Below are 24,782 nucleotides of genomic sequence, written 5' to 3'. Positions count from 1 at the left end.
GGCACACCGAAATCCTAAAGTTCCGGTGACCCGCGTCCGTTAAGTCAGAGGAAACCAGCAAGGAATACCCCGTGAAGATCAACCAATCCACTACGTCCAGGCCGGCGGACAAGGCTGCCGGCGATAGCGCCCGGCCGGCGTCCAACGCGACGACGGCGCAGGATCCCGCCGCCCTGACCGGCGTGCGCGTCAGCCCGCTGGCGGCGCAGGTCCGGGAGATCGGTGCACGCCTCGTCAACGACACCGACGACGATATCGATACCGCCAAGGTCGAAGAGATCCGCACGGCCATCGCCGAAGGCCGGATCAAGATCGATCCCAGCAAGATTGCCGACGGCCTGCTCGCGTCGCTGCGCGAGCTCGCCCAGGGCGATACTCACTAACCTCGCTGACATGACTCAAACCCTGATCCAGACCCTGAAGCGTGAAGCTGACGCCATCGTGGCCTTTGGCCGCGCCCTTGCGGAGGAACGCGACGCCCTCAAGCGTGGCGATTTCCAGGTACTGAGCGAGTTGCTCAGCAGGAAGATGGAACTGGCTCAGGCGTTGACCCGCGAAACCGCCGCGCGCGAGGCACAGATGATCGCGCTTGGCCTGCGCGTTGGCCCCGGTGGCCTGCTGATCGGCCGCGAGGTCGAACCGGCGGTGGCCGATGCATGGCGCAAGATCGTGTTCTTCGCGCAGAAGGCGAAGCAGTCGAACGAGGTGAATGGCGCGATCGTCAACGCCCATCTCGAGTTCACGCAGGAAGCGATCCAGGTGCTGCGCCAGGGCGGCGAAGTCGCCAACGAAATGTATGGCCGCGACGGCAAGGCGCAGAGCGCCGGCACCGGGGTGACGCTGGCTGCCGGCTGACGCCGCGTGCCACGGCGACTCGGCCACCGATCCTTACCGCATTCCGCTTACCGCTCTACCGACTCCGCCCCACCGTGTCGATACGATGCGGGCCAAGGGCGGTGCCGCGATTGGCTTGGGTCGGGTCGCAGTCCTTGAGCGTCCCCATACCCTCCCCCCGCACCACTTCCCCCACAGCGCTCGCCCATATCGCGCCGCATGCCGGCGTCGATTCCCTATCGATAGCTGACCGTGACCTCGTTGCTGCGCCCACGCAACGTGGGCAGGATGCCCTGCCCCGGCACGCGGAAGGCGAACACGAAGCCCTTGCTGGCATCGTCGCCACGGAATGCGTCGGTCTTGCCTTCGGCCGATGGCAGCAGGACGCAACGGTCGGCATTGCACAGATAGGCTTGCATCTCCACCGGCGGCACGCGCAGAAAGCTGTAGCGCCAGCGCACCGAAGTGATCACGCCCTCCGATTGCGGCATGACACCGCTCGGCATCAGCGGTGCCGATACCGCGCGCTGGCCACGGCCCGAGATGGTAGGACCGACCACCGAGTTGGTCCACGCATGGCGCGACCCGACCTCAAGCGTGGTTCGCGTCATGCCTTGTGCGTACCCGACCTGGCGGACCTGGGCGGCCGAGGGGGCCGAGGTCAGCAGGCCGCACAGCGCAGTCGTCGCCAGAATCGGGGCGAGAGTCGGGGCGAGAATCGGGCCGCGCGCCATCACAGCAGTCCGCGCAGCTGGTTGCGCAGGCGCGTGATGGCCTGGCTGCGGATCTGGCATACGCGCGACTCGGTCACTTCGAGCACGGCGCCAATCTCGCGCAGGTTGAGTTCCTGGTCGTAGCACAGCGACAGCACCAGCTTCTCGCGTTCGGGCAGCTTGTCGATGGCGCGGATCAGCGCTTCGCGCATGCCGCTTTCCATCAGCACCGTCAGCGGGTTGGCTTCTTCCGACACACCGAGGTGGCGGTCGAGGAAGTCTTCTTCTCCCGAGCGCTCGAAGTCCTCGTAGTGCAGCAGCTGACAGCCGTACACCTCGTTGAGCAGTTGCTGGTATTCCTCGAGCGGCAGCTCCATCTCCGCCGCCACTTCCGAATCGACCGGCGTGCGGCCGAGCTTCTGTTCGAGGCTGCGCTGCGTACGTTCGATGCGGCGCGTGAACTGCCGCAGGCTGCGGGACTGCCAGTCGTTGGCGCGCACCTCGTCGAGCATGGCGCCACGGATGCGCTGACTCGCATAGGTCTCGAAGCGCGCGCCGTGATTGTCCTCATAACGCTTGGCCGCATCGAGCAGGCCGATCATGCCGGCCTGGATCAGGTCGTCGATCTGAACGCTGGCCGGCAGCTTGGCCGCCAGCTGCAACGCGATCCGTCGCACCAGCGGCGCATGTGTCTTGACCACGTCTGCCTGTTCGAGCTTTCCCTGAATCGTATACATGGTGGAATTCTCGTAAATGCTTGGTTTCTGGGCCAGGGCCTCTCATTGGGGCTGGCTGGCTGGCTTGGGGTCGGTCTTGTTCTCGATGACTTCTTGTTCTGTCCTCACGCCGGCATGGCTGCAGCCATGCCGCGCGGTGCCGCTGTTTCCGCACGCAGCGGCCAGCCATTGATGGCACTGGCCACGCGTCGCAGCGCCGTGGTGGCCGCGGCGGCCGGAAAGGCCTCCACCACGCAGCGTCCGAGCTGCAGTCCGCGCACGACCAGTGGATCCACTGGCAACGCACCCGCACTGGTTGCTTCCACGCCGAGATACTGGCCCGCGGTGCGCGCCAGGTTCCCGGTAATCGCGCTGACCGCCGCCTCGCTGGTCGCCATATTGACGATCAGGTGGAAGCGCCGGCACGCATAGAGGTGATGCAGCCGCTTGATGCACGCATAAGCGGCGGTGATCGACGCGGCCTCGGGCCGCATCACGATCACGAAGTTGTGCGCGTCGCCCGCAGTGGCGGACAGCGTGCCGTCGGCCTCCGTGCAGGCGTCGATGATGACCGTGCGCATATCGGGCACGGTGCGGTTATCCAGCGTCGCGCCCGCCGGTACCTGCCCGGCCGGCAGTACTGCCACGCCGCTGGACGGGCGCGTGCCGAGCGCGGTGGCCAGCGGCGTACGGCCGGCCAGCACATCGGCGAGGGTGGCCGCGGGCGTGGCGCCCGCAAGGCGCGTGGCACGCTCGCCGCGCCGGTCCTCGTCGACCAGCAGCACCCGCTCGCCCTGCAATGCCAGCGCGTTGGCCAGGCCCAGCGCCACCGTGGTGGCGCCGGCGCCAGGTTCGCTGCCCACCACCGCGATGCGCCGCGTCACGCGCGGGGCGAGCATGCGGCGCAGGCTTTCGGCCTGATCGGAGCCCAACATGGTCAAGGCTTACTCCCCCCAGCGACGCGAATTGCGGCACGGTGTCCGCCATGGTGTCGAGCGGAGCCGCAAAATATGCGGCGGTGTGTGCGGCGGCTTGGGCGGCGGCGTGCGGCATGGCCGGCTGCGATGCCACGGCACCCAGCGCCCCCGCGGTCTCACCACCCAGCGCACCACCCAACGCACCACCCAACGCACCGGCCGTCGCTGCCGACGCACCCATGTCTTCCGCCGTGGCCACGTTCTGGCGGCCCGGATAATTTTCCAGCACGTCGAGCAGTGCGAGCAGGCGGCCCATGCCTTCGTTGAGCACGGTGCCGGCGACCGGCGCATTGACGCGTGCCTGGGCGCGGCCGGCCAGCCGCGACAGGAAGGCCGGCGCGGTCGGACTCGGAGCATGCTGCAGGCGCAGCGTGGTCAGGCCGAGCTGCACGGAAACCAGGCTGGCATTGACGTCGACGCTGCCATCGGTGTCCGCGTCCTGCGCAAAGTGCTCGATGGCGTGGCGCAACGTGCGGAACTGTTCGTCGGCGGCTTCGGCCCAGCGGGACCAGCGCACCACGTGCGCGGCATCGTCGGCAAGCGCCGGATCGCACAGCACGTAGTCGGTGGCGAGCGTCTCGCCGGAATCGCGGTCGACCAGGCGCGACACCACCAGGCAGGCATCGATGCCAACCTCGACGCCGCCCTTGCCGCGCGACGCGGTACGGACCTGGCCTTCGGGCACGCGCACCAGGCACTGGCCGAGCCAATGCACGGCATCGCGCTCGCGCCACGACTGTTCGCCGATGGCATGGAAGGTCAGCGTGTCGGCGACGGTGTCGAGCTTGTTGGCAATGCCGTCGGCGATCACGCGCGAGGTCTTGCGCACCGACGCCACCCAACGCTCGTTGATCTGTTGCCAGCGCGCCAGCGTGGTGGTGGACGGCAGCGAGCTATTGACGTTGACCACGGTACGGGCGGCGGCGAGGGTCGCGCGCACGGTGGCGGCTTCCGCCTCGGCCTCGGCTTCGGCCATGGTCTGGCGCGCACGCGCCGCCGGCACCATGGTGGTCGCGAGCGGCATGCCGTCGCGATCGGCCAGCCACAGCGTCTGCTGCAGCAGTTGCGGCGCACGGCGGCCTTGCGTCGGCAGCGTGGCGGTGCCGGTCACGGCCAGCACATAGCGGTCGCATGCGCGCGCGGCATCGCGGCACATGGTCAGGCGCACCTGCTGGGCGATCTGGCGCAGCGCCGGACCGCCGATGCCGCGTTGTTGCCACAGCGAGCGGGCCAGTTCAAAGCCGTATTGCGGTGCGTTGAGCTCGTCGACGCAGACGCCGACGGCATTGGCGCTGTCGGTCAGCGAACGCAGCACGTCGTCGGCACCGGCGCCCTGGCGTGCGGCGGTCGGCGCCGCCTCGGCCGCGGCCGCCTGGCGGCGTGCCGCATCGGCGTCAGCAAACAGGGAACCGCGGCGCGGCGTGAGAAACGCGCGTTCCACCAGGGCCGCGCCCTGGGCAAGTTCCAGGTGCTCGGGCACGCGTTGGCCGGTGGACGCGTAGAACACGGGCAGGCGATGGCGGATCACCACATCGAGCACGGAGCCGAGGTGGGTCGCTTCGTCGAGCTTGCTGATGATGCAGCCGTCGATCCCGCCGGCATTCGGCGCGGCGTCATGACGGTAGGCGTGCACCACCTCATTGAGCGTATCGCCGTGGCTGGCGCCGTTGAGCAGCAGCACGCGCTGCACCGGGGCCTGCACGCCGGCCAGCATCGCGATCTGGTCGGACAGGCTGCGGTCGCGCTGGCTCATGCCGACGGTGTCGATAATGACGAGGTGCTTGTCTTTCATCGCGGTCAGTGCAAAGCGCAGGTCCGCGGCATCTTTTACCGCATGCACGGGCACGCCCAGGATGTCGCCGTAGATGCGTAACTGCTCGTGCGCGCCGATCCGGAAGCTGTCGGTGGTCAGCAGCGCCAGGCGCTCGGGACCGTGGCGCAGCACGAAGCGCGCGGCCAGCTTGGCGGTGGTGGTGGTCTTGCCGACGCCGGTCGGGCCGATCAGCGCGAGTACACCGCCCTGCGCGAACAGCGAGTCTTCGTCGGTGAGCACCGGTACCTTATTGGCGAGCTCCTGGCGGATCCAAGCCATGGCGGCGGGCCGGTCGTGACCCACCGGCAGCTTGCTCAGCAGCGTGCGCGACAGCTGGCCCGAGAAGCCGGCGTTGACCAGCCATTCGAACAGCGACTCGCGCAGCGGATCGCCGGCAGCCACGCCAGGCGCACCGCCCGACAGACCCGCGAACTGACGTTCGAGCATCGCGCGCATCGAGGCCAGCTCGCCACGCAGATCGCCGATGGCCGGCGCATCGTGCATGACCGGTGCGGTCGATGCGATCGATGCGGCGGATGCGATCGATGCGGTGAAGGCCGGCTGCGGCTCGGCATACGGAATGGCGGTGGCCGAGACGGCACCGAGATCGGCATCGCGCATCGCCACGATCTCCACGCCACCCTCCACGGTGCGATTGGACAGCACCACGGCGTCCGGACCCATGGCCTCGCGCACCTTGCGCATCGCTTCGCGGCCATTCGCCGCCACAAACTTTGCCACGCTCATGTTCTATTTCCTCAGGCAGCGCCGCCGATCATCGCGGTGATGCGGATATTGCGGTTGTCCGGTACTTCTGCATGCGACAGCACCTTCAATTGCGGCAGCGTACGGCGCAGGAAGCGCGCCATCAGCGGCCGCAGCGGCGACGGCACCAGCAGCACCGGATCCAGACCCAGCTGTTCCTGGCGGCCCACGGCGCCCTGCGCCTGCTGCAGGAGCGCATCGGCCAGACCGGGTTCGATGCCGCCGCCGTTGGACAGCGCCTGCGTCAGCACGCGTTCCAGACCCGCGTCGAGGCTGATCACCTGCAGGTCGGCGTTGTTCGGGAACAGTTGCTGCGTGATGGCGCGGCCGAGCGCGACGCGCACCAGCGCGGTCAGCTCGGTCGGGTCGCTGACCTTGGGCGCGTGTTCCGCCACCACGTCGAGGATGGTGCGCATGTCGCGGATCGGCACGCCTTCGTCCAGCAGGTTCTGCAGCATCTTCTGCAGACCCGTGAGCGAGATGGTCTTGGGCACCAGGTCCTCGGTAAGCTTGGGCGAGTCCTTGGCGATGCGATCGAGCAGCGCCTGCACTTCCTGGCGGCCAAGCAGCTCCGACGCGTGCATCTGGATCAGGTGGTTGAGGTGGGTAGCCACCACGGTGCTGGCATCCACCACGGTGTAGCCATACGCCTGCGCCTGTTCCTTGAGGCCGGCGTCGATCCACACCGCGGGCAGGCCAAAGGCCGGGTCGCGCGTGGCGGCGCCAGGCAGCGTGCCGGTGACCTGGCCGGGATTGATCGCCATCCACTGGCCCGGGGTGGCTTCGCCCTGGCCGATCTCCACGCCCTTGAGCGTGATGCGATAGGCGTTGGGTTTCAGCTCGAGGTTGTCACGGATATGCACCACCGGCACCAGGAAGCCGATGTCCTGCGCGATCTTCTTGCGGATGCTCTTGATCCGGCCGAGCAGTTCACCGTTTTGCGCGCGGTCGACCAGCGAGATCAGGCGGTAGCCCACTTCCATGCCGAGCGGGTCCACCAGCGTAACGTCGTCCCACGTGGCTTCGGTGGTTTCCGGGGCCGCCACAGGGGGGCGTTCGGCACGCGTCTTCTGCTGCTGCTCGGCCACCTGCTCGCGCTGCATGACGTAGCGGCCGAACCAGGCCAGCGCGCCCGCCAGCAGCAGGAACGCGAAGTGTGGCATGCCCGGGATGATGCCCATCAGGCCGATGATCGCGGCGGTCAGGAACATCACGCGCGGATTCGAGAACAGCTGGCCCGTGAGCTGCTGGCCGACGTCCTGTTCGTTGGAGACGCGCGAGACGATCACACCGGCGGCGGTCGAGATCACCAGTGCCGGGATCTGCGCCACCAGGCCGTCGCCGATGGTCAGCAGCGTGTAATTGCGCACGGCAGTGCTGAAGTCGAGGTCGTGCTGCACCATGCCCACCACCATGCCGGCGGCCAGGTTGATGAACATGATGAGCAGGCCGGCCACGGCATCGCCGCGCACGAACTTGCTGGCACCGTCCATGGCACCGTAGAAGTCCGATTCCTGCGCGACTTCGGCGCGGCGCTTCTTGGCGCCTTCCTCATTGATCAGGCCGGCGTTCAGGTCGGCGTCGATCGCCATCTGCTTGCCGGGCATCGCGTCGAGCATGAAGCGCGCGCCCACCTCGGCGATACGGCCCGCACCCTTGGTAATCACCATGAAGTTGATCACCACGAGGATCGCGAACACCACGATACCGACCGCGAAGTTGCCCCCGACCAGGAAGTGGCCGAAGGCCTCGATCACCTTGCCGGCCGCGTCCGGGCCGCTATGGCCTTCCAGCAGCACCACGCGCGTGGAGGCCACGTTCAGCGACAGGCGCAGCAGCGTGGAGAACAGCAGCACCGCGGGGAAGGCGGCAAAGTCCAGCGCGCGCTGCGTGTACATGCCGACCAGCAGCACCATGATCGACAGCGCAATATTGAACGTGAACAGCAGGTCGAGCACGAACGCCGGCAGCGGCAGGATCATCATGCCGAGGATCATGATGATCAGCAGCGGTCCGGCCAGTGCCTTCGCCTGCGCGCCCCCACGGATGCCAGGCAGGTTGAAGAAGTTGGTCAGTGCGTTCATGCGCGGCTTTCCGGTACGGCGAGTTCATCGGGCACCGGCAGTTCCGTCGGTCCGCTCGGCTGCGGACCGTCGGCGTAATGCCAGTGCTTGAGTTGAAAGACCCAGGCCAGGACTTCGGCCACGGCGGTATAGAGCCCGGACGGGATTTCCTGGCCAAGTTCCACATGGCGGTGCAGCGCGCGCGCCAGCGGCGGCGCGGACAGCACGGGCACGCGATGCTCGACGGCAAGCTCCCGGATGCGAGCGGCCACTTCGTCCGTGCCCTTTGCCACCACGCGGGGGGCGCTCATGCGACCTTCCTCGTAGCGGAGCGCCACGGCGAAGTGGGTCGGGTTGGTGACGACCACGTCGGCCTTGGGCACCTCGGTCATCATGCGGCGGCGCGCCATGGCACGCTGCTGCTGACGGATGCGGCCCTTGACGTGCGGGTCGCCGTCGCTTTCCTTGTGCTCCTGCTTGACCTCTTCCTTGGTCATGCGAAGCTTCTTGTAGAAGGTCCAGAGCTGCCATGGCACGTCGATGGCCGCCACCAGCAGCAGCGAGCCGGCCACCACGCCGCAGACGTAGAGCACCAGCCCGCTCATATGCAGCAATGCTTCCTGGATCGGCGCGTTCATCAGGCCGATGGCTTCCGGCAGCTTGCGCCACAGCATCCAGGCCGCTACCGCCCCCACCAGCAGCGACTTGGCGATGGCCTTGGCCAGTTCCACCAGCGACTGCGAGGAGAACATCCGGCCCAGGCCCTTGAGCGGCGACAGGCGCGTGAAATCGGGCGTCAGCAGCTTGGTCGAGAACATCCAGCCGCCCAAGGCCAGCGGCGCCAGCAGGGCAGCCACGCCAAAGATCAACAGCAGCGGCAGGAACACCAGCAGGCAATCCCACACCACCACGGCAAACTGGGACAGCATGCGGTTGGTATCGAACGCCGTGGCGGGCTCGAACGCCAGGCTGGCGTGCATCGCCATATTGAGTTCGCGGCCCAGCGTGCCGCCGAACAGCCACAGCGTAGCCACGCCGGTCATGAGCATCACGAAGGTACCGAGCTCGCGCGAACGCACCACCTGCCCCTCTTCTCGCGCCTTTTCAAGGCGCCGGGGTGTGGCGGGTTCGGTTTTCTCGAGATCGCTTTCCTCGGACATGGACGCTCCAATACGAAGCGCGCGGACGGCCCTTCGTCACCATGGATTATCAAATCCCGGCCGGGCTGCCATTAGGAGGAAAAGGGAGGGAAATCGGGGCCTGTTTCAGGAATGAGGGGGGCGACGGTGTTAACGGCCCCCTGGCGCGCAAGCTTTAGGGACTTGCGGGCAAATGTTGCGAATCCGGCCCGCATGGCGCGTTTAACCGGACAATTCGGCAAATGCGGGAGAAATACCCCTTGTGCCCAGGCACTAAGACGCCTGGTCTGACCCCTGGTCTGGCGCCCGCTCCGTCGGCATCCCCAACTGGCTTGCCATCTCCTCCACCAGCGCCTGCAGCCGGGCGACCTTGTCGGTCAGTTCCTGGTGGCTGATGCGCAGGGCTTCGAATTCGGAGGGCGGCACCGAGGCGTCGCCGCCGGCGGTAGCTTCCGGCAGCGCAACCTCGCCGCACAGCAGGTGCGACCAGCGGCTTTCGCGCTCGCCGGGCGCGCGCGGCAGGCGGACGACGTAGGGGGGAGCGTGCTCGGCCAGTTCATTGAGGAAGGCCTCGACCGACGAGATATCGGCAAACGCGTGCAGCCGGGCCGAGTTGAGACGCAGCTCGGCCGCGGTCTGCGGCCCGCGCAGCAGCAGAATGGTCAGCAGCGCGGCGGACTGGCTGGGTACCCCGAGCACGCGGCCGAGGTTCTGTTCGAAACGCGGCACCCGGCTACTGCTGCCCTCGAATACCAGGCTCAGCGACTTGAGGCCGTCGATGGCGGCCAGGACCTGGTCCTCGCTGACATTCATCACCGGCGCGCGCGCCGTCTTCTGGTTGCAACCAGCGGTCAGCGCGTTGAGGGAGAGCGGGTAGGTGTCCGGCACCGTGTACTGCTTCTCGAGCAGCACCGCCACCACGCGGCCTTCGAGCGGCGTGAGGGCACGGATCGGCTGGCGGGGGGTGGGGGCTTCGGTCGACATGCGCTTGGTAATTCCGGCTGGTGGGCAAACATTGGAACCCATGCGGCGCGATTGTGCAATCTCCGTGGGTATAATTTGCGCTTGCCATCCGCGGCCGCCGTTTGCGGTCCGGTCTGGCTCAACCCTTCTTCATGCCCGGCACCTCCGATTCCCGCGCGTCCAACTTCCGCATCACCGCGGCGGTGGTGGCGAGCGCGTTGTTCATGCAGAACCTGGACAGCACCGTGGTAGCCACGGCGCTGCCGAGCATGGCGCGCGACCTGCAGGTCAATCCCGTTCACCTGAGCAGCGCGATCACCTCGTACCTGATCGCGCTCACGGCGTTTATTCCGGTCAGCGGCTGGATAGCCGACCGCTTCGGCGCGCGCCGGGTGTTCATGACGGCGATCGCCACCTTCACCATCGCCTCGGTGCTGTGTGCCATTTCCAATGGCCTGGCCGCGCTGATTGCGGCGCGCATCCTGCAGGGGATCGGCGGCGCGATGATGGTGCCGGTGGGCCGGCTGATCCTGTTTCGCGGCGTCAAACGCGAGGAGCTGCTGTCCGCCACCACCTGGCTGACCATGCCCGCGCTGCTGGGGCCGGTGCTGGGTCCGCCGGTCGGCGGCTTCCTGACCGACGTGCTGTCCTGGCGCGCGGTGTTCTGGATCAACGTCCCGGTCGGCGCGGTGGGCCTGGCGCTCACCGCGTGGCTGATTCCTCCCTCCGCACCCGAGCATCCGCCGGCGCCCGACCTGGCCGGCATGACGCTGATCGCGGCGGCATTGACGGCTCTGATGCTTGGCGTGGAAACCGTCGGCCGGGGCCTGTTGCCCGGCATCGTGCCGGTGGCCTGCATCGTCGCCGGCCTGCTGCTGTTCTGGCTGACGGTCCGCCATTGCCGGCGCCGCGCGGATCCCGCCATCGACTTCTCGCTGCTGCGCATCCCGACCTTCCATGCCGCCACGGTGGCCGGCAGCCTGTTCCGCGCCGGCGCCGGTGCGCTGCCCTTTCTGGTGCCGCTGACGCTGCAGGTCGGCTTTGGCCTGAGCGCCTCGGTCAGCGGGTTGATCTCGCTGGCGAGCGCGCTGGGGTCGTTCTGCATGCGGCCGATGACGCGTTTCGCGCTCAAGAAGATGTCCGTGCGCACCGTGCTGATGGTCGGCAGCGTCTCGTTCGGCGCGGTGCTGCTGGTGTGCACGGCGCTGTCGCCGGCCTGGCCCGCGGCGGCCATCTTTGTGGTGCTGCTGCTGGGCGGGCTGTCACGCTCGCTGAGCTTTGCCTCGATGGGTGCGCTGGCCTTTGCCGACGTGCCGCAGGCGCAGCTCTCCGCAGCAACTTCGTTCCAGGGCACGGCGCAGCAGATGATGAAGGCGGTAGGCGTGGCGATCGCGGCCGGCTCGCTGCAGGTGACGATGCTGTGGGGCGGGCGCACCAGCGCGAATCGCTTCGACTTTGCCTGCGCCTTCCTGGCCACGGCGATGGTGGTGCTGGCATCGCTGCCGATGTTCGCGCGCCTGTCGCCGGAAGCGGGCGCGGGGATTGCGGGCAAACCCGCGCACAAGGCGGGATAGCGGAACGCCCCGCACATTGCGGCAGGCGGCAGGAATGCCGGCGGTCGTGCGGGCTCAGGTCTCGCCGAACCGAGAGCCGGCCCGCGCCTGCCAATGGCGGAGCCATCGGAATTACTTGTCGCCGCGAGTTCTGAGTACAATGCGCGCCGATGGCACGCCCAGTGCGCGCCTGACCGCAATGCAGGTGCCCACGTGGTCGTGGGTGAAACGGGAAACAGGTGCGCGACGTCGGCTGACCGGCGTAGCAAGGCCTGTGCTGCCCCCGCAACGGTAAGCAGGTCTGGAATGGATCGGGTCGGGCGCCGGCAGGCGCTTCGACAGCCACTGCGCAAGAGATAGCCGCGCGGGAAGGCGACCCATTCCGGGAGTCCAGCGCTCCCTGCCTGTCAGCCCGGATACCGGCCTGTATTCCTCATCGACACCATTTGCCCGGGCGGGGTCGCCCGGCTTTACGATGACATACAACCCGTCCGCGCCCTCCGCCGGCTGCTTGCGCCCGGCCAACCGGTCGTCACGCCCGGCCCATCGCCGCCCCCGCCGTGCCGTCATCGCATCGCTCGGCACGCTTGCCAGCCTCAGTAGTCCCTATGCATTGGCCGACATCGTCGCCGAGATCGTCGCGGAGATCGCGCCCAAAGACGCGACCGGAAGCGTGGCCAGAAACGTGGCACAAAGCGCGGCCGCAACCGGCGAGACCTCACTGCCTGCCGTCGTCGTCAGCGAATCCGCGCAGCCCGGACTGGCGCTATCCCGGCAGGCGTACACGGGCAGCCGCCTGGGACTGACGCCGCTGGAGACGCCGGCCAGCGTCGAAGTCATCAGCGGCGAGACCATGCGCGCGCGCGGCGATCAGAGTGTGCGCGAGGCCGTGACGCGAGCCACCGGCATTACCGCCAATCCGGCTCCCGGCAACGGCGGCACCTCGCTGGCCGCACGCGGCTTCGCGGGCCAGGGCTCGGTCATGCAGCTTTACGATGGCACGCGCATGTACGTGGCGTCGGGCACGGTGACGTTCCCGTTCGACACGTGGGCGGCCGACCGTATCGAGGTGCTGCGCGGCCCGGCGTCGGTCATGTACGGCGAGGGCGCGATCGGCGGCGTGATCAACGTGGTCCCGAAGCAACCGTTGCGCGGCCCGATCGAGAACGAACTGCAGATTACCGGCGGTACCGAGAAGACCGCGCGCGTCGCCTTCGACAGCGGCGGCAAGGTCAACGACAATCTGTCGTACCGTTTCGCCACCGCCTACAACCGCTCGGCGGGCTGGGTCGACCGCGGCGATGCCGACAACCTGATGGTGTCGGCATCGGTACGGCTGGACGTCAACCGCGATGTCAACCTGACGCTGTCGTACGACGACGGCACCCAGCATCCGCAGCAGTATCTGGGCACGCCTTTGGTCAACGGCAGCCTCGATACTTCGCTGCGCAAGAAGAACTACAACGTCGGCGATGCCCGGATCAGTTATCGCGACCGCTGGACGCGGCTCCATGCCGAGTGGACGCCGAACGAGCGCGTCACCGTGCGCAACCAGTTCTACTACCTGACGAGCCATCGCCACTGGCGCGACAGCGAGAGCTATACCTATCTGCCGGCCACCGACCGGGTGCGGCGCGGCGACTACCTGGAAATCCTGCACGACCAGGAGCAGATCGGCAACCGCGCCGACATGACCGTGCGTAGCCGGCTGTTCGGCCTGGACAATGCCACCACGGTCGGCTTTGACGTCAATCGCATCCACTTCACCCATTCGAACAACTCGCCTTATGGCGGTACTTCCACGGTCGATGCGCGCGATTTCGACCCCGGCTTGTTCTTCAGCCCCCCCGGCATCGTCACCTCGCCGCGCTTCCGCACCCATACCACGCAGTACGCATTGTTTGGCGAACACCGCATCGCTCTTACCGAACGATGGTCGGTCATCGGCGGCGTACGTTTCGACCACGCTTCGCTGACGCGCACCGATCTGCTGGCCGGCTCGTCGTGGGACAAGTCATTCGCCAACACAACCTGGCGTGCCGGCACCGTGTACCAGTTCACGCCCGACCTCGCGGTCTACGCGCAATACGCTACGGCCACGGATCCCCTCGGCGCGCTGATCACCACCAGCGATGCCCAGCGCAGCTTCAACCTCGCCACCGGCAAGCAGGTGGAAGTCGGCGTCAAGCAGGCCTTCTGGGGCAAGCGCGGCGAATGGACTTTTGCCGCCTACGAGATCCGCAAGCACGACCTGCTGTCGCGCGATCCGCTCAATCCGACCGTCACGCAGCAGGTCGGTGCGCAGTCTTCACGCGGCCTGGAGGCGTCCGCCAGTGTGGAGCTGCTGCGTGGCCTGCGCCTGGACATCAACGGCACGGTACTGCGAGCGCGCTTCGACGACTTCAACGAAGCCGTGAACGGCGTGCTAATCTCGCGCGCGGGCAATGTGCCGACCAGCGTGCCGCAACAGGCGGCCAACGCATGGCTGACGTGGAACGTGCTACCGCAGTGGACGGCGGCGGCCGGCCTGCGCTACGTGGGCGGCCGCTATGCCGACAATGCCAATCGTGTGCGGGTGCCGGGCTACACGACCGTCGATACGGCGTTGTCATGGCGCGTCACCCGGCAGGCGGCACTGACCCTGCGCATCTATAACCTGCTCAACCGCGACTACGCCGAGTCGTTCTCCAACGGCGGCCAGCAATGGCTGCTGGGGCGCCCGCGCTCGGCGGAGCTGTCGGCCAACTTCTATTTCTGAGGCCAGGGACATGTGGCACAAGCTGCGGCGTTGGCTCTATCTCATCCATCGCTGGATGGGGATTGCCGGCTGCCTGCTGATCGCGATGTGGTTTGGCTCCGGGCTGGTCATGATGTATGTGGGCTTTCCCGCGCTGACCGAGGCCGAACGCCTGGCGGGACTGCCACCGCTCGATCCGCAGCGCATCGCCGTGACGCCGGATGCCGCGCTGCGCGCCGCCGGGCTTACCGCCTTTCCACGCAGCTTGCGGCTGGAGATGGCGGGCGCGCAGCCGGTCTATCGCTTCGTCGATGAAGGCGGGCGTCCGCGGACGGTATCGGCCAGCGACGGCAGCGTCATCACCGAAGTCGACGCCATGGCCGCGCAGGCCATCGCGCAGCGCTTTGCGGGCCGGCCGGCGCGCTGGCTGGACACGGCCGAGCGCGATCAATGGACTGTGCCGAACAGTCTCAACGCATGGCGCCCCCTGCATCGCATCGGCATCGACGACGGACGCGGCACCGAACTCTACGTCTCCGCCCGCACCGGCGAAGTCGTGCGCGATACCCATCGCAGCGAGCGGTTCTGGAACTGGCTGGGGGCGGTACCGCACTGGCTGTACTTCACACCGATCCGGCAGCACGCCCCGCGCTGGCGTCAGCTGGTGCTGTGGAGCGCGGGCGCCTGCATCGCCGTGGCGGTGACGGGCATCTGGATCGGCTGGCTGCGGCTGCGCGTGCGCCGCCGCTTTGCCCACGGCAGCATGGGCGGCACCTCGCCGTATCACGGCTGGATGGCATGGCATCACGTGGCCGGCCTGGTGGGTGCCTTGTTCCTGCTGGCGTGGCTGATCAGCGGCTGGCTCTCGGTCAATCCAAATCGCTGGTTCAGCGGACGCGGCTTCGACAGTGCGGCATTGCAGCGGTATGGCGCGCATGCCGAGCCGACCTTTCCGACGCCCGACTGGCACGCCCTGCTGCAACGCGCCGGTGATCGGAGCGGGGGTGAACGGAGCAGCGGTGATCGGAGCGCCGACGTGCGGGAGGTGCGCATGCAGTGGGTGGCCGGCGTGCCGGTGTTGCTGGCGGCATCGGCACCCGACGCGATCCGTGCGCTCGACGCCCGCACCGCGACGCCGCTGGCGTGGGACCAGGCCCGTCTGGCCCAGGCCGCCGCCGCCCTGCTGCCCGCGGCGCGCGTGGTCGAGAGCACGCTGCAGACCGCGCCCGACGCCTACTGGTACTCGCACCATACCGTCCGCCGCCTGCCGGTAGTGCGCGTGGGCTTTGACGATGCCGACCGCACCTGGGCCTATCTCGATCCCGCCACCGGCCAGGTACTCGGCCGTGGCGACCACAGCCGGCGGCTATATCGCTGGCTGTTCCACGCCGCGCATAGCTACGACTTTGTCGTGCTCACGCGGCACCGTCCGCTCTGGGATATCGTGGTCTGGCTGCTGTCCACGGTCGGCCTCGTCGTGTCCTTGAGCGGCGTGGTGGTGGGGTGGCGACGCTTGCGCCGCGCCACCCATCGCGCCCACGCTTCCCCGCTTTCTCCCCTTCCGACTCACAGGTAACCGCATGCAAAGCGCCAAGATTCCCGCCACCATCGTCACCGGCTTTCTCGGCAGCGGCAAGACCACGCTGCTGCGCCATATTCTCGACAACGCCAATGGCCGCCGCATTGCGGTGATCGTCAACGAGTTCGGCGAGCTCGGCATCGACGGCGAAATCCTCAAGGGTTGCGGCATCGGCTGCGACGACCAGGGCGAGCCCACCGGCCAGCTCTACGAGCTCGCCAACGGCTGCCTGTGCTGCACGGTGCAGGAAGAATTCTTTCCGGTGATGGAGCAACTGCTCGAGCGGCGCGACCAGATCGACCATGTGCTGATCGAAACCTCGGGGCTGGCACTGCCCAAACCGCTGGTGCAGGCGTTCCACTGGCCCAGCATCCGCAATGCGTTCACGGTCGATGCCGTGGTGACGGTGGTGGATGGCCCGGCCGCCGCGGCAGGGCAGTTTGCCGCCAATCCGGTCGCGGTGGATGCGCAGCGCCGCGCCGATCCCAATCTCGACCATGAATCTCCGCTGCACGAACTGTTCGAAGACCAGCTTGCCAGCGCGGATCTCGTCATCCTGAACAAGACCGACCTGATGGACGCCGCGCAGATCGCGGCGGTGGAGGCGCTGGTGCGCCCCGAGATTCCTGCCGAGGTGAAAATCGTGCCGGCGCAGGCTGGCAAGCTGGACGTGCACGGCCTGCTCGGCCTGCAACGCGCGTCGGAGGACACCATCCACCTGCGTGTGGACCATCACGGCGACGCGGACGACCCTGACCATGCCGACCACCATCATGACGCGTTCGATTCGGTGGTGGTGCAGGCCGGCACGGTCGAACGCGATGCGCTGATCGGCGCGCTCCAGCAACTGGTGGCCGGCCATACGATCTATCGCGTCAAGGGCTTTGCCACGCTACCCGGCAAGGCGATGCGCCTGGTGCTCCATGGCGTGGGCCAGCGCTTCGACAGCTACTTCGATCGACCCTGGCGCCCCGGCGAGGCACAGGAGACACGCGTGGTGCTGATCGGCCAGGACCTCGACGGCCCCACGCTGCAAGGTGCGCTTGAGCGGGCGCTGGCGGCAGCGGCCTGACGTGACGGCAAACAATGGGGGGCAGGTTATCTCGCCTCGCGCAGTGTACGTCGGACCCAATGTCGCGCCTGAGCCGCCCCAATCCCTGCATGGTCAACGGGGCTGCTGCTCACTTCGGAGATCGCGGCGCAAACGGAGCTAGCACAGGCTGAACGATTAGCGCAATTTGAAATGCTACTTTGGGGATGGACACTACCGAGTGAGGGAGGTCCTTAGAACATTGCCTACCAAGTGACGCGTGGGTCAAAAAGATTGGAAAAATTAAGGGGCTACGCTAAATGGACGCGATCAAACTGAAGAAGTACGCTCAATTGCTTGAGGCCGAGATTCAGGCGAATCTAGGTAAAAGCAAGGACGTAGATTGGTTGGCACAGTATCCGACATTGCTGGAAGCATTAGCGGATGCAAAGGCGGCCCGGATAGATCAGCCACGCAGTCTCGGATTGAATCGATGGGTCTTCGAGTCAAATGTTCAAAATTTTGCTGCGTTGTCTATGAGATTGGCTCAGTTTGAAAACCTTCTCCGTGGCTGGGAACTATTAAGCGAAGACTGATTGAAACAACAAATGCGTAGCCGCGTGATCGGTCCTGCGTGTGAAGGACGAGGGATCGCTGAAGGCCGCTTCGGCGCCCGAAGCGGCAGCTTCCGAGTCTGCAGTCGCGCCGGCAGTCGAACCCGCAGCTGAGCCGTTAGGGCAATCACCAAGTCGCTTCCAATTCGGATCGTTCGCCATGCTTTGATGGGTGCGAAAGTCCCGTCGGGCCCCAATTACATCGATGTCCTTCAAACCGTCGCACATTGCCACCGCCGCATCACTTGTGTTGGGCCTTTCGAGCTTGCCTTCAGCCGTGACGGCGCAAGTCCCGCCGACCCCCGGCCAAGCCGCCGCCCTGAGCAACGCCGAGCAGGAGCAACGCAACCGCCAGCAACAGGAAGCCCGAGAACGGGCCGCCATTGTCGATGCACCGGCCGTGCGTGCCGAGGCCATCGCACGGGCCGAGTATCCGCCACTGCCAACGGAAGAGCCGTGCTTCCGCATCGACCGCTTCATCCTCGAAGTCCCCAAGGACCTGCCGGGCGACCTGCAAGCCAGCGGCGCCTCGGCCCTGCCGATGGACCCCTTCGCGTTCGCGCGACTCTGGCTCGAACACTACCAGGGTCAGTGCATCGGCAAACAAGGCGTTGAAACGCTGGTCAAGGGCATATCCCAAACGATCCTGTCAAAAGGCTACGTCACCACGCGCGTGCTAGTGCCTGAGCAGGACCTGTCATCGGGCACGCTGAAGTTGGCCCTGATTCCGGGCGTGATCGGCGACATCCGCTTCAGCGAGCCCGATCTCTGGGGTACCTGGAAGACTGCCTTCCCGACCAGCCCTGGCGAACTGCTGAATCTGCGCGATCTGGAGCAAGGTCTTGAGCAGATGAAGCGCGTGGCCAGCCAGGATGTCAACATGCAGATCGTGCCGACTTCGGTGCCGGGGCGCAGCGACGTCGTGATCGCTGTCAAACGCGGCAAGCCATGGACGCTGGTAGCCTCCGTCGACAATTCCGGATCGCGTTCCACGGGCAAGTGGCAGGGCAACGTAAGCGTGGGTATCGACAACCCGCTGGGCCTGAGCGACATGTTCAACATCGGGTACAACCAGGATCTGATGTTTAGCAACAAGGAGCACGGTACACGGGGATGGAACGGCTTCTACTCGATTCCGTGGGGCTACTGGACGGCGACGCTGTCGGCCTACAGCAGCAACTACTTCCAGCAGATCGCGGGGGTGAACACGACGTTCGTTTCCAGTGGCAAGTCTGAAAACGTCGACTTGAAACTGCACCGGGTGCTGAGCCGCAGCCAGAACGATGTGTTCGGCATGCAGGTGCGGCTGACGCGCCGGTTCGGCAAGAGCTATATCGAAGACGCCGAGATTCCGCAGCAGCATCGCAACAACACGATTCTCGAGTTCGGGCTGACCGACCGTCATTACTTCGGCCAGTCGCAGCTCGATGCCACGCTGGCATTCCGTCAGGGCATCGGCGCATTCGGAGCACAGCCTGATGCGCTGGCCGCTGACGATGGTCCGACATGGCGCTTCCGCATGATGGTCCTCGATGCCAACCTGTCAGTGCCGTTCAAGGTCGCGGACCAGCCGTTCCGATATGTGACCACGGTGCGGGGCCAGTTCACCAATGACCGGCTCTACTACGTCGATGACCTGACTATCGGCAGCCGCTATACGGTGCGTGGCTTCGATGGCGAAAGCCAACTTGCGGGCGAACGAGGGTTCTATTGGCGTAATGAACTGCAGGCGCCGCTCGGTGGCAGCGGGCAGGCACTCTACGTCGGTATGGATTATGGCCGGGTGCACGGTCCATCCACGCGGGGCCTGGTTGGTACACAACTGGCTGGCGCAGTGATTGGCATGCGGGGCGGCATCGGCACGCAGAAATTCGGTGGCGCTTCTTACGACGTTTTCCTGGGTGCTCCGGTGTACAAGCCCCAGGCGTTCCATACGGCCGGCATCACTGCAGGAGCACAGATTGTCTACCAGTATTGTAGCAGCCTCCTCTTTCTTGGGTTCCATGCGAACTTTCGCCGGCCCAACGGTGAAATCGTACGGCGACGGGTACTGATATATGGCACCGGCAACTATCAGATACGTGGGGCCGCTCCAGCAAGCATCAGGTCTCTAGGCGCATCGAGTCGCCTATATGGGTTGCGTCGGCCCGATCCCGGCCGTCGGGCAATCCGCCAGGAAGGTGGGAATCGGTCTTGATGCAACCCCGTCCATTTGGTGTTGGCGCACAATCGGCATGTCCGTTGACATGGCAGTCGGGCGGCGCTTAGGTACAGTGCCTTGACCCATTAGCCATTCCCGCGCTGAAATGCGGCCGGGCATACCTCCATAAGCCCGCGCCCGGCCATAGTTCGCTAGGATTTACCAGCGGTAACGCACCCCCAGCTTTGCGCCGATGGCATTGCTGTCGCCAAAGTTCTGCAAGCTCGTACGCGCCAGCAGTTCGCCGTAGACCGCGTAGCGGTCGGCGTTCCAGTTCAGCGACGCACCCACGCCCAGGCCGGCCCACAGCGCCTGTTCCTTGCTGACCACGCTGATATCCGCCACGCGCGCCGACGTGCCATGCAGGAAGTCGTAGTACAGGTTCGTGATGCCGTACACGTGCGAGCGGGTGGCCTTGCCGTTGGCGCCGGCCCACTTGGTCTCGTGGTCCAGGGACACGCCGAGGCGCGAGACCAGGCTGTTGCCGTTGTCGCGCGACACGCTGGAGCCGTACTGATCGGTGAACGCGTCGAAGCGCACCTGCGACCAGGCCAGCTGCGCCTGCGGCGTGATCGACCAGTTGCCACCCAGCGCCAGTTGATGGCCAGCTTCCACGCTGGTGGCCACGCCGCTACCGCGGTTGCCGTTGGCCAGCTTGGTGCCCAGCGTCGACGAGCGGATGTCCGTGTCGTACCAGGTCACCGTGGCGCGGGCATCCACATACGAGCCATTGTTGCCATACCACGTAGCTGTTCCGCCAAAACCGTAGCCGGTGGCATCGACCGAGCCGTTGCCGAACATCGACGAGACGCTGGAGTTGGCAATGCCGTAGTGGAACGTCGGGCCGACCACCAGCGTGCCGGACTGGTTCTGGACGACCGGCGCATCCACACCGCCCTCGAACTTCCACATGCGGACGTTGTAGCTGGCGCTGGTGGTGCTGGTGGACGGATCGATATGGGTGTTCGAGCCTTCCACGCGCGCCCAGGCGCCCCGGCCGATGATCGGCTTGCCGGCGTCCTGCTCGGCCTGCACGGCGGCGTTGGGCGACCACGACCGGTTGCCCACGCGCTGCTGCAGTGTGCCAAGTTCATTGAAACGCTGCAGCACGCTGGAATAGGCCTCGTACAGCGGCACGGTCGGCGCCAGCAGCGGGGTGTTGATCACCGCCGCCGGGGTGCCGGCGGCCGGGGCTTCGGCCAGCGTCGAACGCAGGTACCAGTCGCCGTCGGTCGGGGTGGACACACCGTTCTTGACCAGCCGGTACGCGTACGGCCCCGCCACCACGGCCGGCTGGCCCTGAAACGTATAGTCGCCGGCCAGCGTGAAGGTGCCATTCGATGCGCCCTGCACGTCGATGACCTTGATGCCTTCGACGGTGGCCGCCCCGCCGCCGCCTACATTGACCGCGCGGATCTGGCCGGTACCCGACGTGTCGCCGGTCACCACCAGGCGCCCGGTAGCCGAGTTGTCGCCGCCAAACACGGTGTTTACGCGCACGGTGCCGCCATTGCCGATGTAGTTGCCGGCAATCGTCAGGACGCCCGATCCGCCGCCCGGCGTGACCGTACCGGCGTTGGTGACATTCCCGGAAATCGTGCCGGTGCCGGACAGCGTACCGGCCGCGTTCACCGTCACCGGGCTCGCGATCGAGCCGTCGATGGCCAGCGTGCCCAGGTTGATCGTCGTGGGGCCGGTGTAGGTCTGTGCCGCCGTCAGCACCGTGGTGCCGGTGCCGTTCTGCGCCAGCCCACCCGCGCCCGAAACGATGCCGCCATACGTATAGGCGTCCGACCGGTTGAAGGCGAGCGTGGTATCGGCAGCGAGAACGACACCGCTGGCGATGCTGCCGCTGGTGCCGCCATTGCCGATCTGCAGCGTGCCCTGGTTGACCGTCCACGCCGTGGGAGAGGTGCCCGTGCCGATCAGCGCCCAGGTGCTGGCGCCGGTTTTCTCGAACTTGTCGAAGTAGCGGTACTGCGCCGTGTCGCCGATGGTGGAGACGTCGAACACGCTGTTGGTGTCGCCGCCCAGGCGAAAGGTGTCGTTGGTTGCCGTCACCTTCGCGAGCACGTTTCCGACAATGCGCGAACCTGCTTGCAGTTCCAGAATCGAGAAGCCACCGTTGGTGGACCCGAAATCGATTGCCGTGTCGGAACCCTCGCCGGCAAGCACGGTTCCGGAGTTGATCAAGGTAGTAGCAGCACTTGCGCCACCTGCTGTGGCGTAGACAGCGGCATTACCGCGCCCACCCTCCAGCATCCCCCTGTTTTCGATGGTGTAGACGCCGCTTGTCAAGCGGACGGCAGCACCTCCGCCGGTGCCGCCGCTCAGGTCGGCACCGCCACGGATCGTTCCATAGTTCACCAGCGTGGCGCGGCTCGGCGACGAGGAGAACGCGACGCCCGCGCCGGCAACGCCGCCGAATCCGTCGCCACCGACGATAGTGCCGGACGCCGCGTTGACGACGTCGGCTCCGCTGGCCACGGAAACACCGGCGCTCAGCGAGGACAAATTCCCGCCTGCCCACCCCGTGGCAGCACCACCCTTGATGCTTCCGTTATTGGTGAGCGTAACGCCAGTATTTAAGGCGACGCCGGCACCGCCGCCGTTGCCTGCCGTGGTCTGGGTTCCACCGGTGATCGAACCATTGTTGGTCACGAGACCATTCGGGGTGGTCAGCGAAATTGCGTTGCCAGGCGTCGCACCGTCCGCACCCACGTAGGTGCCGTTGAAGGTCAGCGGAGCAGTGGTGCTGGTGGTGAACAAGCCAGACCCGGCTTTCGTCAGCACGAATCCCTGGGTATCAATAGTGATTGGCTTGCTCGGCGCAACGAATGCCGTGGGGTCCGAAATCAGAAAGCTTGACGTCAGGCGAATGGTGGCGCTGGCGTCGCTATCGGCATTGGCGTTCGCGAGTGCCGTACGGAGTTCGGCTTCGTTACTGACCGAGTACACGGCCGCCGAGGCGCCAACCGGGAAGAGCAGTGCGACGGCCAGCGTGATGGAGGAAACTTGCGGTGCGCACACCCCTGGGCGCTGGATTCCACGACAAATGTTGGACGGCATGGGTCTACCTTTATTTGTATTGTTTTTGCTACAAAGGCGTAGCGAGTCGATGGTAGATCACGCCATGAAGTTATGTAAGCGTTACAGGAAATCTTGTCGCGATGTCGATACGACCGCGCTTTCCCCCATTGCTAGCCGGGCACAAACGCATTAGAGACCACGCTCCAGCACGAATTGCCGAGCGGGGCCCAAGTCCCGCCGCGTCATACTCGTGCAATCCCGCGGCCATGTGGATGGCAGGCAGCCAACCGGGACGGCAGTCGTTGGGATTAGACGTATCCTCCGGCAGGCTCTTGACCACGGTTTGCTATTGAGCCTTTTCAGCGCCGCTCCCGTGATGATGCATTGCGCCTGAGCCCTGTCCCGCCATGGCGTCATGACCGTGATCGGCCAGTTGCGCGTCAAACCACTGGTGCAACGCGGCAACCAACTGAGGTTCATTGCTTTGATAGACGATCTCGCCACCATTGGGCAGGTCGTGATAGGCGACTCTCAGCTCGCCAGTCTTCGCCGCGCGAAGCGCAGTCAGACCTGGCATGTCTTGGCCGTGAATATGTTCCGGCCCCTTGAAGTCGCCGACGGCGAACTGCTGCGCAATCATCGCAAGATGCTGGCGAATCAGCGCGGCCTGATTGGAGTCGTCGCGCCTGGTGATGACCTGCTGAACGCCGCCGTCTGCGGTTTTGGTAAAGACGTGGGTGGTCGCCGCGAGGGAAAACGGCATCACCTCGTGTCCGCGCTGCGCGACGTCAGTCTGGCGGACCGTCTCTGCGGTGCAGGGTAAAGCCAGAGTCCCGGCCAAATTTACTGCGGCGTATAGAAGAATCGCTGATGTGCGTGCCATGAAAGTCTCCAGTCTCGCGCGCAGCCGCAGTCCATCGCGGCAATTGCCCGCGCACGATGACTGGAATCATATCTCGCAGCGTATGGCGGCCTCGGTAGAGACCAGCCCTTAAAGCGGCGTAGAACCAAAAAATACCCGCAACGAAGGTTGCGGGTGCTAACACTGCCCGGGCATCGCACGATGCCCGGCACCGGGCGCGGTCTCACGCGAGGTTGATCTCCACGTGGATATTGCCGCGCGTGGCCTTGGAGTACGGGCAGGTGTTGTGCGCCGTGTCCAGCAGTTGCCGCGCCACTTCGCGATCGACGCCGGGGATGCGGACGTTCAGGCGTGCCTGCAGCAGGTAGGCGTCCCCGTTCTTGCCCAGGTCGACTTCGGTATCCACGCTCAGGTCTTCCGGCAGCTTGATCTTCGCCTTGTTGGCGGCCAGGCCAATGGCGCCGATAAAGCAGGCCGACCAGCCCGCGGCAAACAGCTGCTCGGGGTTGGTGCCCGAACCGGTGGTGCCGGGCGACGATAGCTGGATGTTCAGGCGGCCGTCGTCGCTATGGGCTTCGCCGTCGCGGCCGCCGGAACTGGTGTGGACCTTGCCGGTGTACAGGACATTTTCGATGCGGGTCATGATGCGCTCCTTGCGTTCAGTGTCAGGGACGGTGGTTCGATGGATCGGCGGTACGGCAACGCTGCCAGTCAGGCGTAGGCGCCATCGAGGTACGGATCGGCAGTGCGGGCCGGGTCGGCCGACACGCCGGTGCGGTCCAGGCCAGCGACCGTGCGCGCGCCGTCGAGGTACGGATCCGCGTTGCGGGCGCCGTCCGAATACGGGCTGCGCGGTTCGTTCACCGAGCGGGCACCGTCGGTGAACGGGCTGCGCTCGTCCGTGACCGAGCGCGCGCCGTCGTAGTACGGGCTGCGCGCATCCGTGACGGAACGGGCACCGTCGCTGTACACGTCGCGGGCGCCGATACCGGCGGCCTGGGCACCTGCGGCGGCGGCAGCGAGGGCGAGGGAGAGCACAAGGCGTTGGGCGAAGTTGCGGGTCATGATCGATATCCTCAAGAGTTCGTATGCGGTTCAGGTTGGTGTTCCGCGGCCTGGCATCGCTGTCGATGTGTCGTGGCCACGGAATGCATTTAAGGACATCGACGTATCGCGCCCGTATCGGCCTGGCGC

Annotated in this window: 18 protein-coding genes, 1 pseudogene and 1 riboswitch; of the genes and pseudogenes, 8 read left to right on the top strand and 11 right to left on the bottom strand. The window is 66.2% G+C overall.

Annotated elements, in window-relative coordinates; all coding sequences use genetic code 11:
• Window positions 1-71: 71 nt before the first annotated feature.
• Together flgM and DFLDMN_RS14305 are read left to right on the top strand one after the other, a co-directional pair.
• Complete coding sequence (flgM, locus tag DFLDMN_RS14310) at window positions 72-383, top strand: flagellar biosynthesis anti-sigma factor FlgM (RefSeq protein WP_423195587.1); 312 nt, start codon at window positions 72-74, stop codon at window positions 381-383.
• A 10-nt stretch (window positions 384-393) separates the two neighbouring features.
• Entirely contained in the window at window positions 394-855 is a 462-nt protein-coding gene (locus DFLDMN_RS14305) for a flagella synthesis protein FlgN (protein WP_423195586.1), read from the top strand.
• A gap of 215 nt (window positions 856-1,070) precedes the next feature.
• Here the strand turns inward: DFLDMN_RS14305 and DFLDMN_RS14300 are convergent, their stop codons facing one another.
• From DFLDMN_RS14300 to DFLDMN_RS14270, 7 genes and pseudogenes are all read right to left on the bottom strand, one after another.
• Window positions 1,071-1,445: a flagellar protein FlhE gene (locus DFLDMN_RS14300; protein ID WP_423198422.1), complete on the bottom strand. Its 375-nt coding sequence runs from the start codon at window positions 1,443-1,445 to the stop codon at window positions 1,071-1,073.
• Window positions 1,446-1,567: 122 nt separating this feature from the next.
• Complete coding sequence (locus DFLDMN_RS14295) at window positions 1,568-2,284, bottom strand: RNA polymerase sigma factor FliA (protein ID WP_423195585.1); 717 nt, start codon at window positions 2,282-2,284, stop codon at window positions 1,568-1,570.
• 104 nt (window positions 2,285-2,388) lie between these two features.
• The gene (locus tag DFLDMN_RS14290) at window positions 2,389-3,198 is read right to left on the bottom strand and encodes a MinD/ParA family ATP-binding protein (protein ID WP_423195584.1); all 810 of its coding nucleotides are present in this window, start codon (window positions 3,196-3,198) and stop codon (window positions 2,389-2,391) included.
• Window positions 3,199-3,418: 220 nt separating this feature from the next.
• Window positions 3,419-5,800, bottom strand: a pseudogene (gene flhF, locus DFLDMN_RS14285) (flagellar biosynthesis protein FlhF); the annotation flags it as partial.
• Between the two features lie 11 nt (window positions 5,801-5,811).
• On the bottom strand, window positions 5,812-7,902 hold the full coding sequence (flhA, locus tag DFLDMN_RS14280; protein ID WP_423195583.1) for a flagellar biosynthesis protein FlhA: 2,091 nt from the start codon (window positions 7,900-7,902) through the stop codon (window positions 5,812-5,814).
• Window positions 7,899-9,041, bottom strand: a complete 1,143-nt coding sequence (gene flhB / locus DFLDMN_RS14275) for a flagellar biosynthesis protein FlhB (protein ID WP_423195582.1) — start codon at window positions 9,039-9,041, stop codon at window positions 7,899-7,901. Before flhB ends, flhA begins: the two co-directional genes overlap by 4 nt.
• Before the next feature lie 252 nt (window positions 9,042-9,293).
• The gene (locus DFLDMN_RS14270) at window positions 9,294-10,004 is read right to left on the bottom strand and encodes a YceH family protein (RefSeq protein ID WP_423195581.1); all 711 of its coding nucleotides are present in this window, start codon (window positions 10,002-10,004) and stop codon (window positions 9,294-9,296) included.
• A 131-nt stretch (window positions 10,005-10,135) separates the two neighbouring features.
• Here DFLDMN_RS14270 and DFLDMN_RS14265 point away from each other — a divergent pair, with 131 nt between their 5' ends.
• The 6 genes from DFLDMN_RS14265 (at window position 10,136) to DFLDMN_RS14240 (ending at window position 19,693) form a co-directional block, all read left to right on the top strand.
• Complete coding sequence (locus DFLDMN_RS14265) at window positions 10,136-11,557, top strand: MFS transporter (protein ID WP_423195580.1); 1,422 nt, start codon at window positions 10,136-10,138, stop codon at window positions 11,555-11,557.
• 165 nt (window positions 11,558-11,722) lie between these two features.
• A riboswitch (cobalamin riboswitch) is annotated at window positions 11,723-11,978 on the top strand.
• A 33-nt stretch (window positions 11,979-12,011) separates the two neighbouring features.
• A complete protein-coding gene (locus DFLDMN_RS14260; protein WP_423195579.1) occupies window positions 12,012-14,294 on the top strand; it encodes a TonB-dependent receptor in 2,283 nt (760 codons plus the stop codon).
• 10 nt (window positions 14,295-14,304) lie between these two features.
• Window positions 14,305-15,849, top strand: coding sequence for a PepSY domain-containing protein (locus DFLDMN_RS14255; protein ID WP_423195578.1), 1,545 nt, complete (start codon window positions 14,305-14,307; stop codon window positions 15,847-15,849).
• A 4-nt stretch (window positions 15,850-15,853) separates the two neighbouring features.
• Window positions 15,854-16,924: a cobalamin biosynthesis protein CobW gene (gene cobW, locus DFLDMN_RS14250; RefSeq protein ID WP_423195577.1), complete on the top strand. Its 1,071-nt coding sequence runs from the start codon at window positions 15,854-15,856 to the stop codon at window positions 16,922-16,924.
• A gap of 278 nt (window positions 16,925-17,202) precedes the next feature.
• A complete protein-coding gene (locus tag DFLDMN_RS14245) occupies window positions 17,203-17,478 on the top strand; it encodes a hypothetical protein (RefSeq protein ID WP_423195576.1) in 276 nt (91 codons plus the stop codon).
• 223 nt (window positions 17,479-17,701) lie between these two features.
• A complete protein-coding gene (locus DFLDMN_RS14240; RefSeq protein WP_423195575.1) occupies window positions 17,702-19,693 on the top strand; it encodes a ShlB/FhaC/HecB family hemolysin secretion/activation protein in 1,992 nt (663 codons plus the stop codon).
• Between the two features lie 162 nt (window positions 19,694-19,855).
• Here DFLDMN_RS14240 and DFLDMN_RS14235 read toward each other — a convergent pair whose 3' ends face one another.
• From DFLDMN_RS14235 to DFLDMN_RS14220, 4 genes are all read right to left on the bottom strand, one after another.
• Entirely contained in the window at window positions 19,856-22,765 is a 2,910-nt protein-coding gene (locus tag DFLDMN_RS14235) for an autotransporter outer membrane beta-barrel domain-containing protein (protein ID WP_423195574.1), read from the bottom strand.
• A gap of 307 nt (window positions 22,766-23,072) precedes the next feature.
• Window positions 23,073-23,609, bottom strand: coding sequence for an aspartate carbamoyltransferase (locus DFLDMN_RS14230; protein ID WP_423195573.1), 537 nt, complete (start codon window positions 23,607-23,609; stop codon window positions 23,073-23,075).
• A 202-nt stretch (window positions 23,610-23,811) separates the two neighbouring features.
• Window positions 23,812-24,231 carry an organic hydroperoxide resistance protein gene (locus DFLDMN_RS14225; RefSeq protein ID WP_423195572.1) on the bottom strand — a complete coding sequence of 140 codons (420 nt, stop codon included), beginning with the start codon at window positions 24,229-24,231 and terminating at the stop codon, window positions 23,812-23,814.
• A 68-nt stretch (window positions 24,232-24,299) separates the two neighbouring features.
• Window positions 24,300-24,653 carry a hydroxyquinol 1,2-dioxygenase gene (locus DFLDMN_RS14220; protein ID WP_423195571.1) on the bottom strand — a complete coding sequence of 118 codons (354 nt, stop codon included), beginning with the start codon at window positions 24,651-24,653 and terminating at the stop codon, window positions 24,300-24,302.
• Window positions 24,654-24,782: the final 129 nt, after the last annotated feature.

This window comes from Cupriavidus sp. H19C3 (genome assembly GCF_049393815.1).
GTDB lineage: Bacteria > Pseudomonadota > Gammaproteobacteria > Burkholderiales > Burkholderiaceae > Cupriavidus.
The sequence above is the reverse complement of the archived record's forward strand: the minus strand, read 5'-3'. Positions and strand labels throughout refer to the sequence as shown.

Excerpts from the sequence above, each read along its gene's own strand:
- DFLDMN_RS14290 (WP_423195584.1), bottom strand. The coding sequence starts at position 3,198 with ATGTTGGGCTCCGATCAGGCCGAAAGCCTGCGCCGCATGCTCGCCCCG.
- DFLDMN_RS14270 (WP_423195581.1), bottom strand. The coding sequence starts at position 10,004 with ATGTCGACCGAAGCCCCCACCCCCCGCCAGCCGATCCGTGCCCTCACG.
- flhA (WP_423195583.1), bottom strand. The coding sequence starts at position 7,902 with ATGAACGCACTGACCAACTTCTTCAACCTGCCTGGCATCCGTGGGGGC.
- DFLDMN_RS14245 (WP_423195576.1), top strand. The coding sequence starts at position 17,203 with ATGGACGCGATCAAACTGAAGAAGTACGCTCAATTGCTTGAGGCCGAG.
- DFLDMN_RS14225 (WP_423195572.1), bottom strand. The coding sequence starts at position 24,231 with ATGACCCGCATCGAAAATGTCCTGTACACCGGCAAGGTCCACACCAGT.
- DFLDMN_RS14255 (WP_423195578.1), top strand. The coding sequence starts at position 14,305 with ATGTGGCACAAGCTGCGGCGTTGGCTCTATCTCATCCATCGCTGGATG.
- DFLDMN_RS14240 (WP_423195575.1), top strand. The coding sequence starts at position 17,702 with ATGTCCTTCAAACCGTCGCACATTGCCACCGCCGCATCACTTGTGTTG.
- cobW (WP_423195577.1), top strand. The coding sequence starts at position 15,854 with ATGCAAAGCGCCAAGATTCCCGCCACCATCGTCACCGGCTTTCTCGGC.
- DFLDMN_RS14295 (WP_423195585.1), bottom strand. The coding sequence starts at position 2,284 with ATGTATACGATTCAGGGAAAGCTCGAACAGGCAGACGTGGTCAAGACA.
- DFLDMN_RS14220 (WP_423195571.1), bottom strand. The coding sequence starts at position 24,653 with ATGACCCGCAACTTCGCCCAACGCCTTGTGCTCTCCCTCGCCCTCGCT.
- DFLDMN_RS14300 (WP_423198422.1), bottom strand. The coding sequence starts at position 1,445 with ATGACGCGAACCACGCTTGAGGTCGGGTCGCGCCATGCGTGGACCAAC.
- DFLDMN_RS14260 (WP_423195579.1), top strand. The coding sequence starts at position 12,012 with ATGACATACAACCCGTCCGCGCCCTCCGCCGGCTGCTTGCGCCCGGCC.
- DFLDMN_RS14265 (WP_423195580.1), top strand. The coding sequence starts at position 10,136 with ATGCCCGGCACCTCCGATTCCCGCGCGTCCAACTTCCGCATCACCGCG.
- DFLDMN_RS14235 (WP_423195574.1), bottom strand. The coding sequence starts at position 22,765 with ATGCCGTCCAACATTTGTCGTGGAATCCAGCGCCCAGGGGTGTGCGCA.
- DFLDMN_RS14305 (WP_423195586.1), top strand. The coding sequence starts at position 394 with ATGACTCAAACCCTGATCCAGACCCTGAAGCGTGAAGCTGACGCCATC.
- flhB (WP_423195582.1), bottom strand. The coding sequence starts at position 9,041 with ATGTCCGAGGAAAGCGATCTCGAGAAAACCGAACCCGCCACACCCCGG.
- DFLDMN_RS14230 (WP_423195573.1), bottom strand. The coding sequence starts at position 23,609 with ATGGCACGCACATCAGCGATTCTTCTATACGCCGCAGTAAATTTGGCC.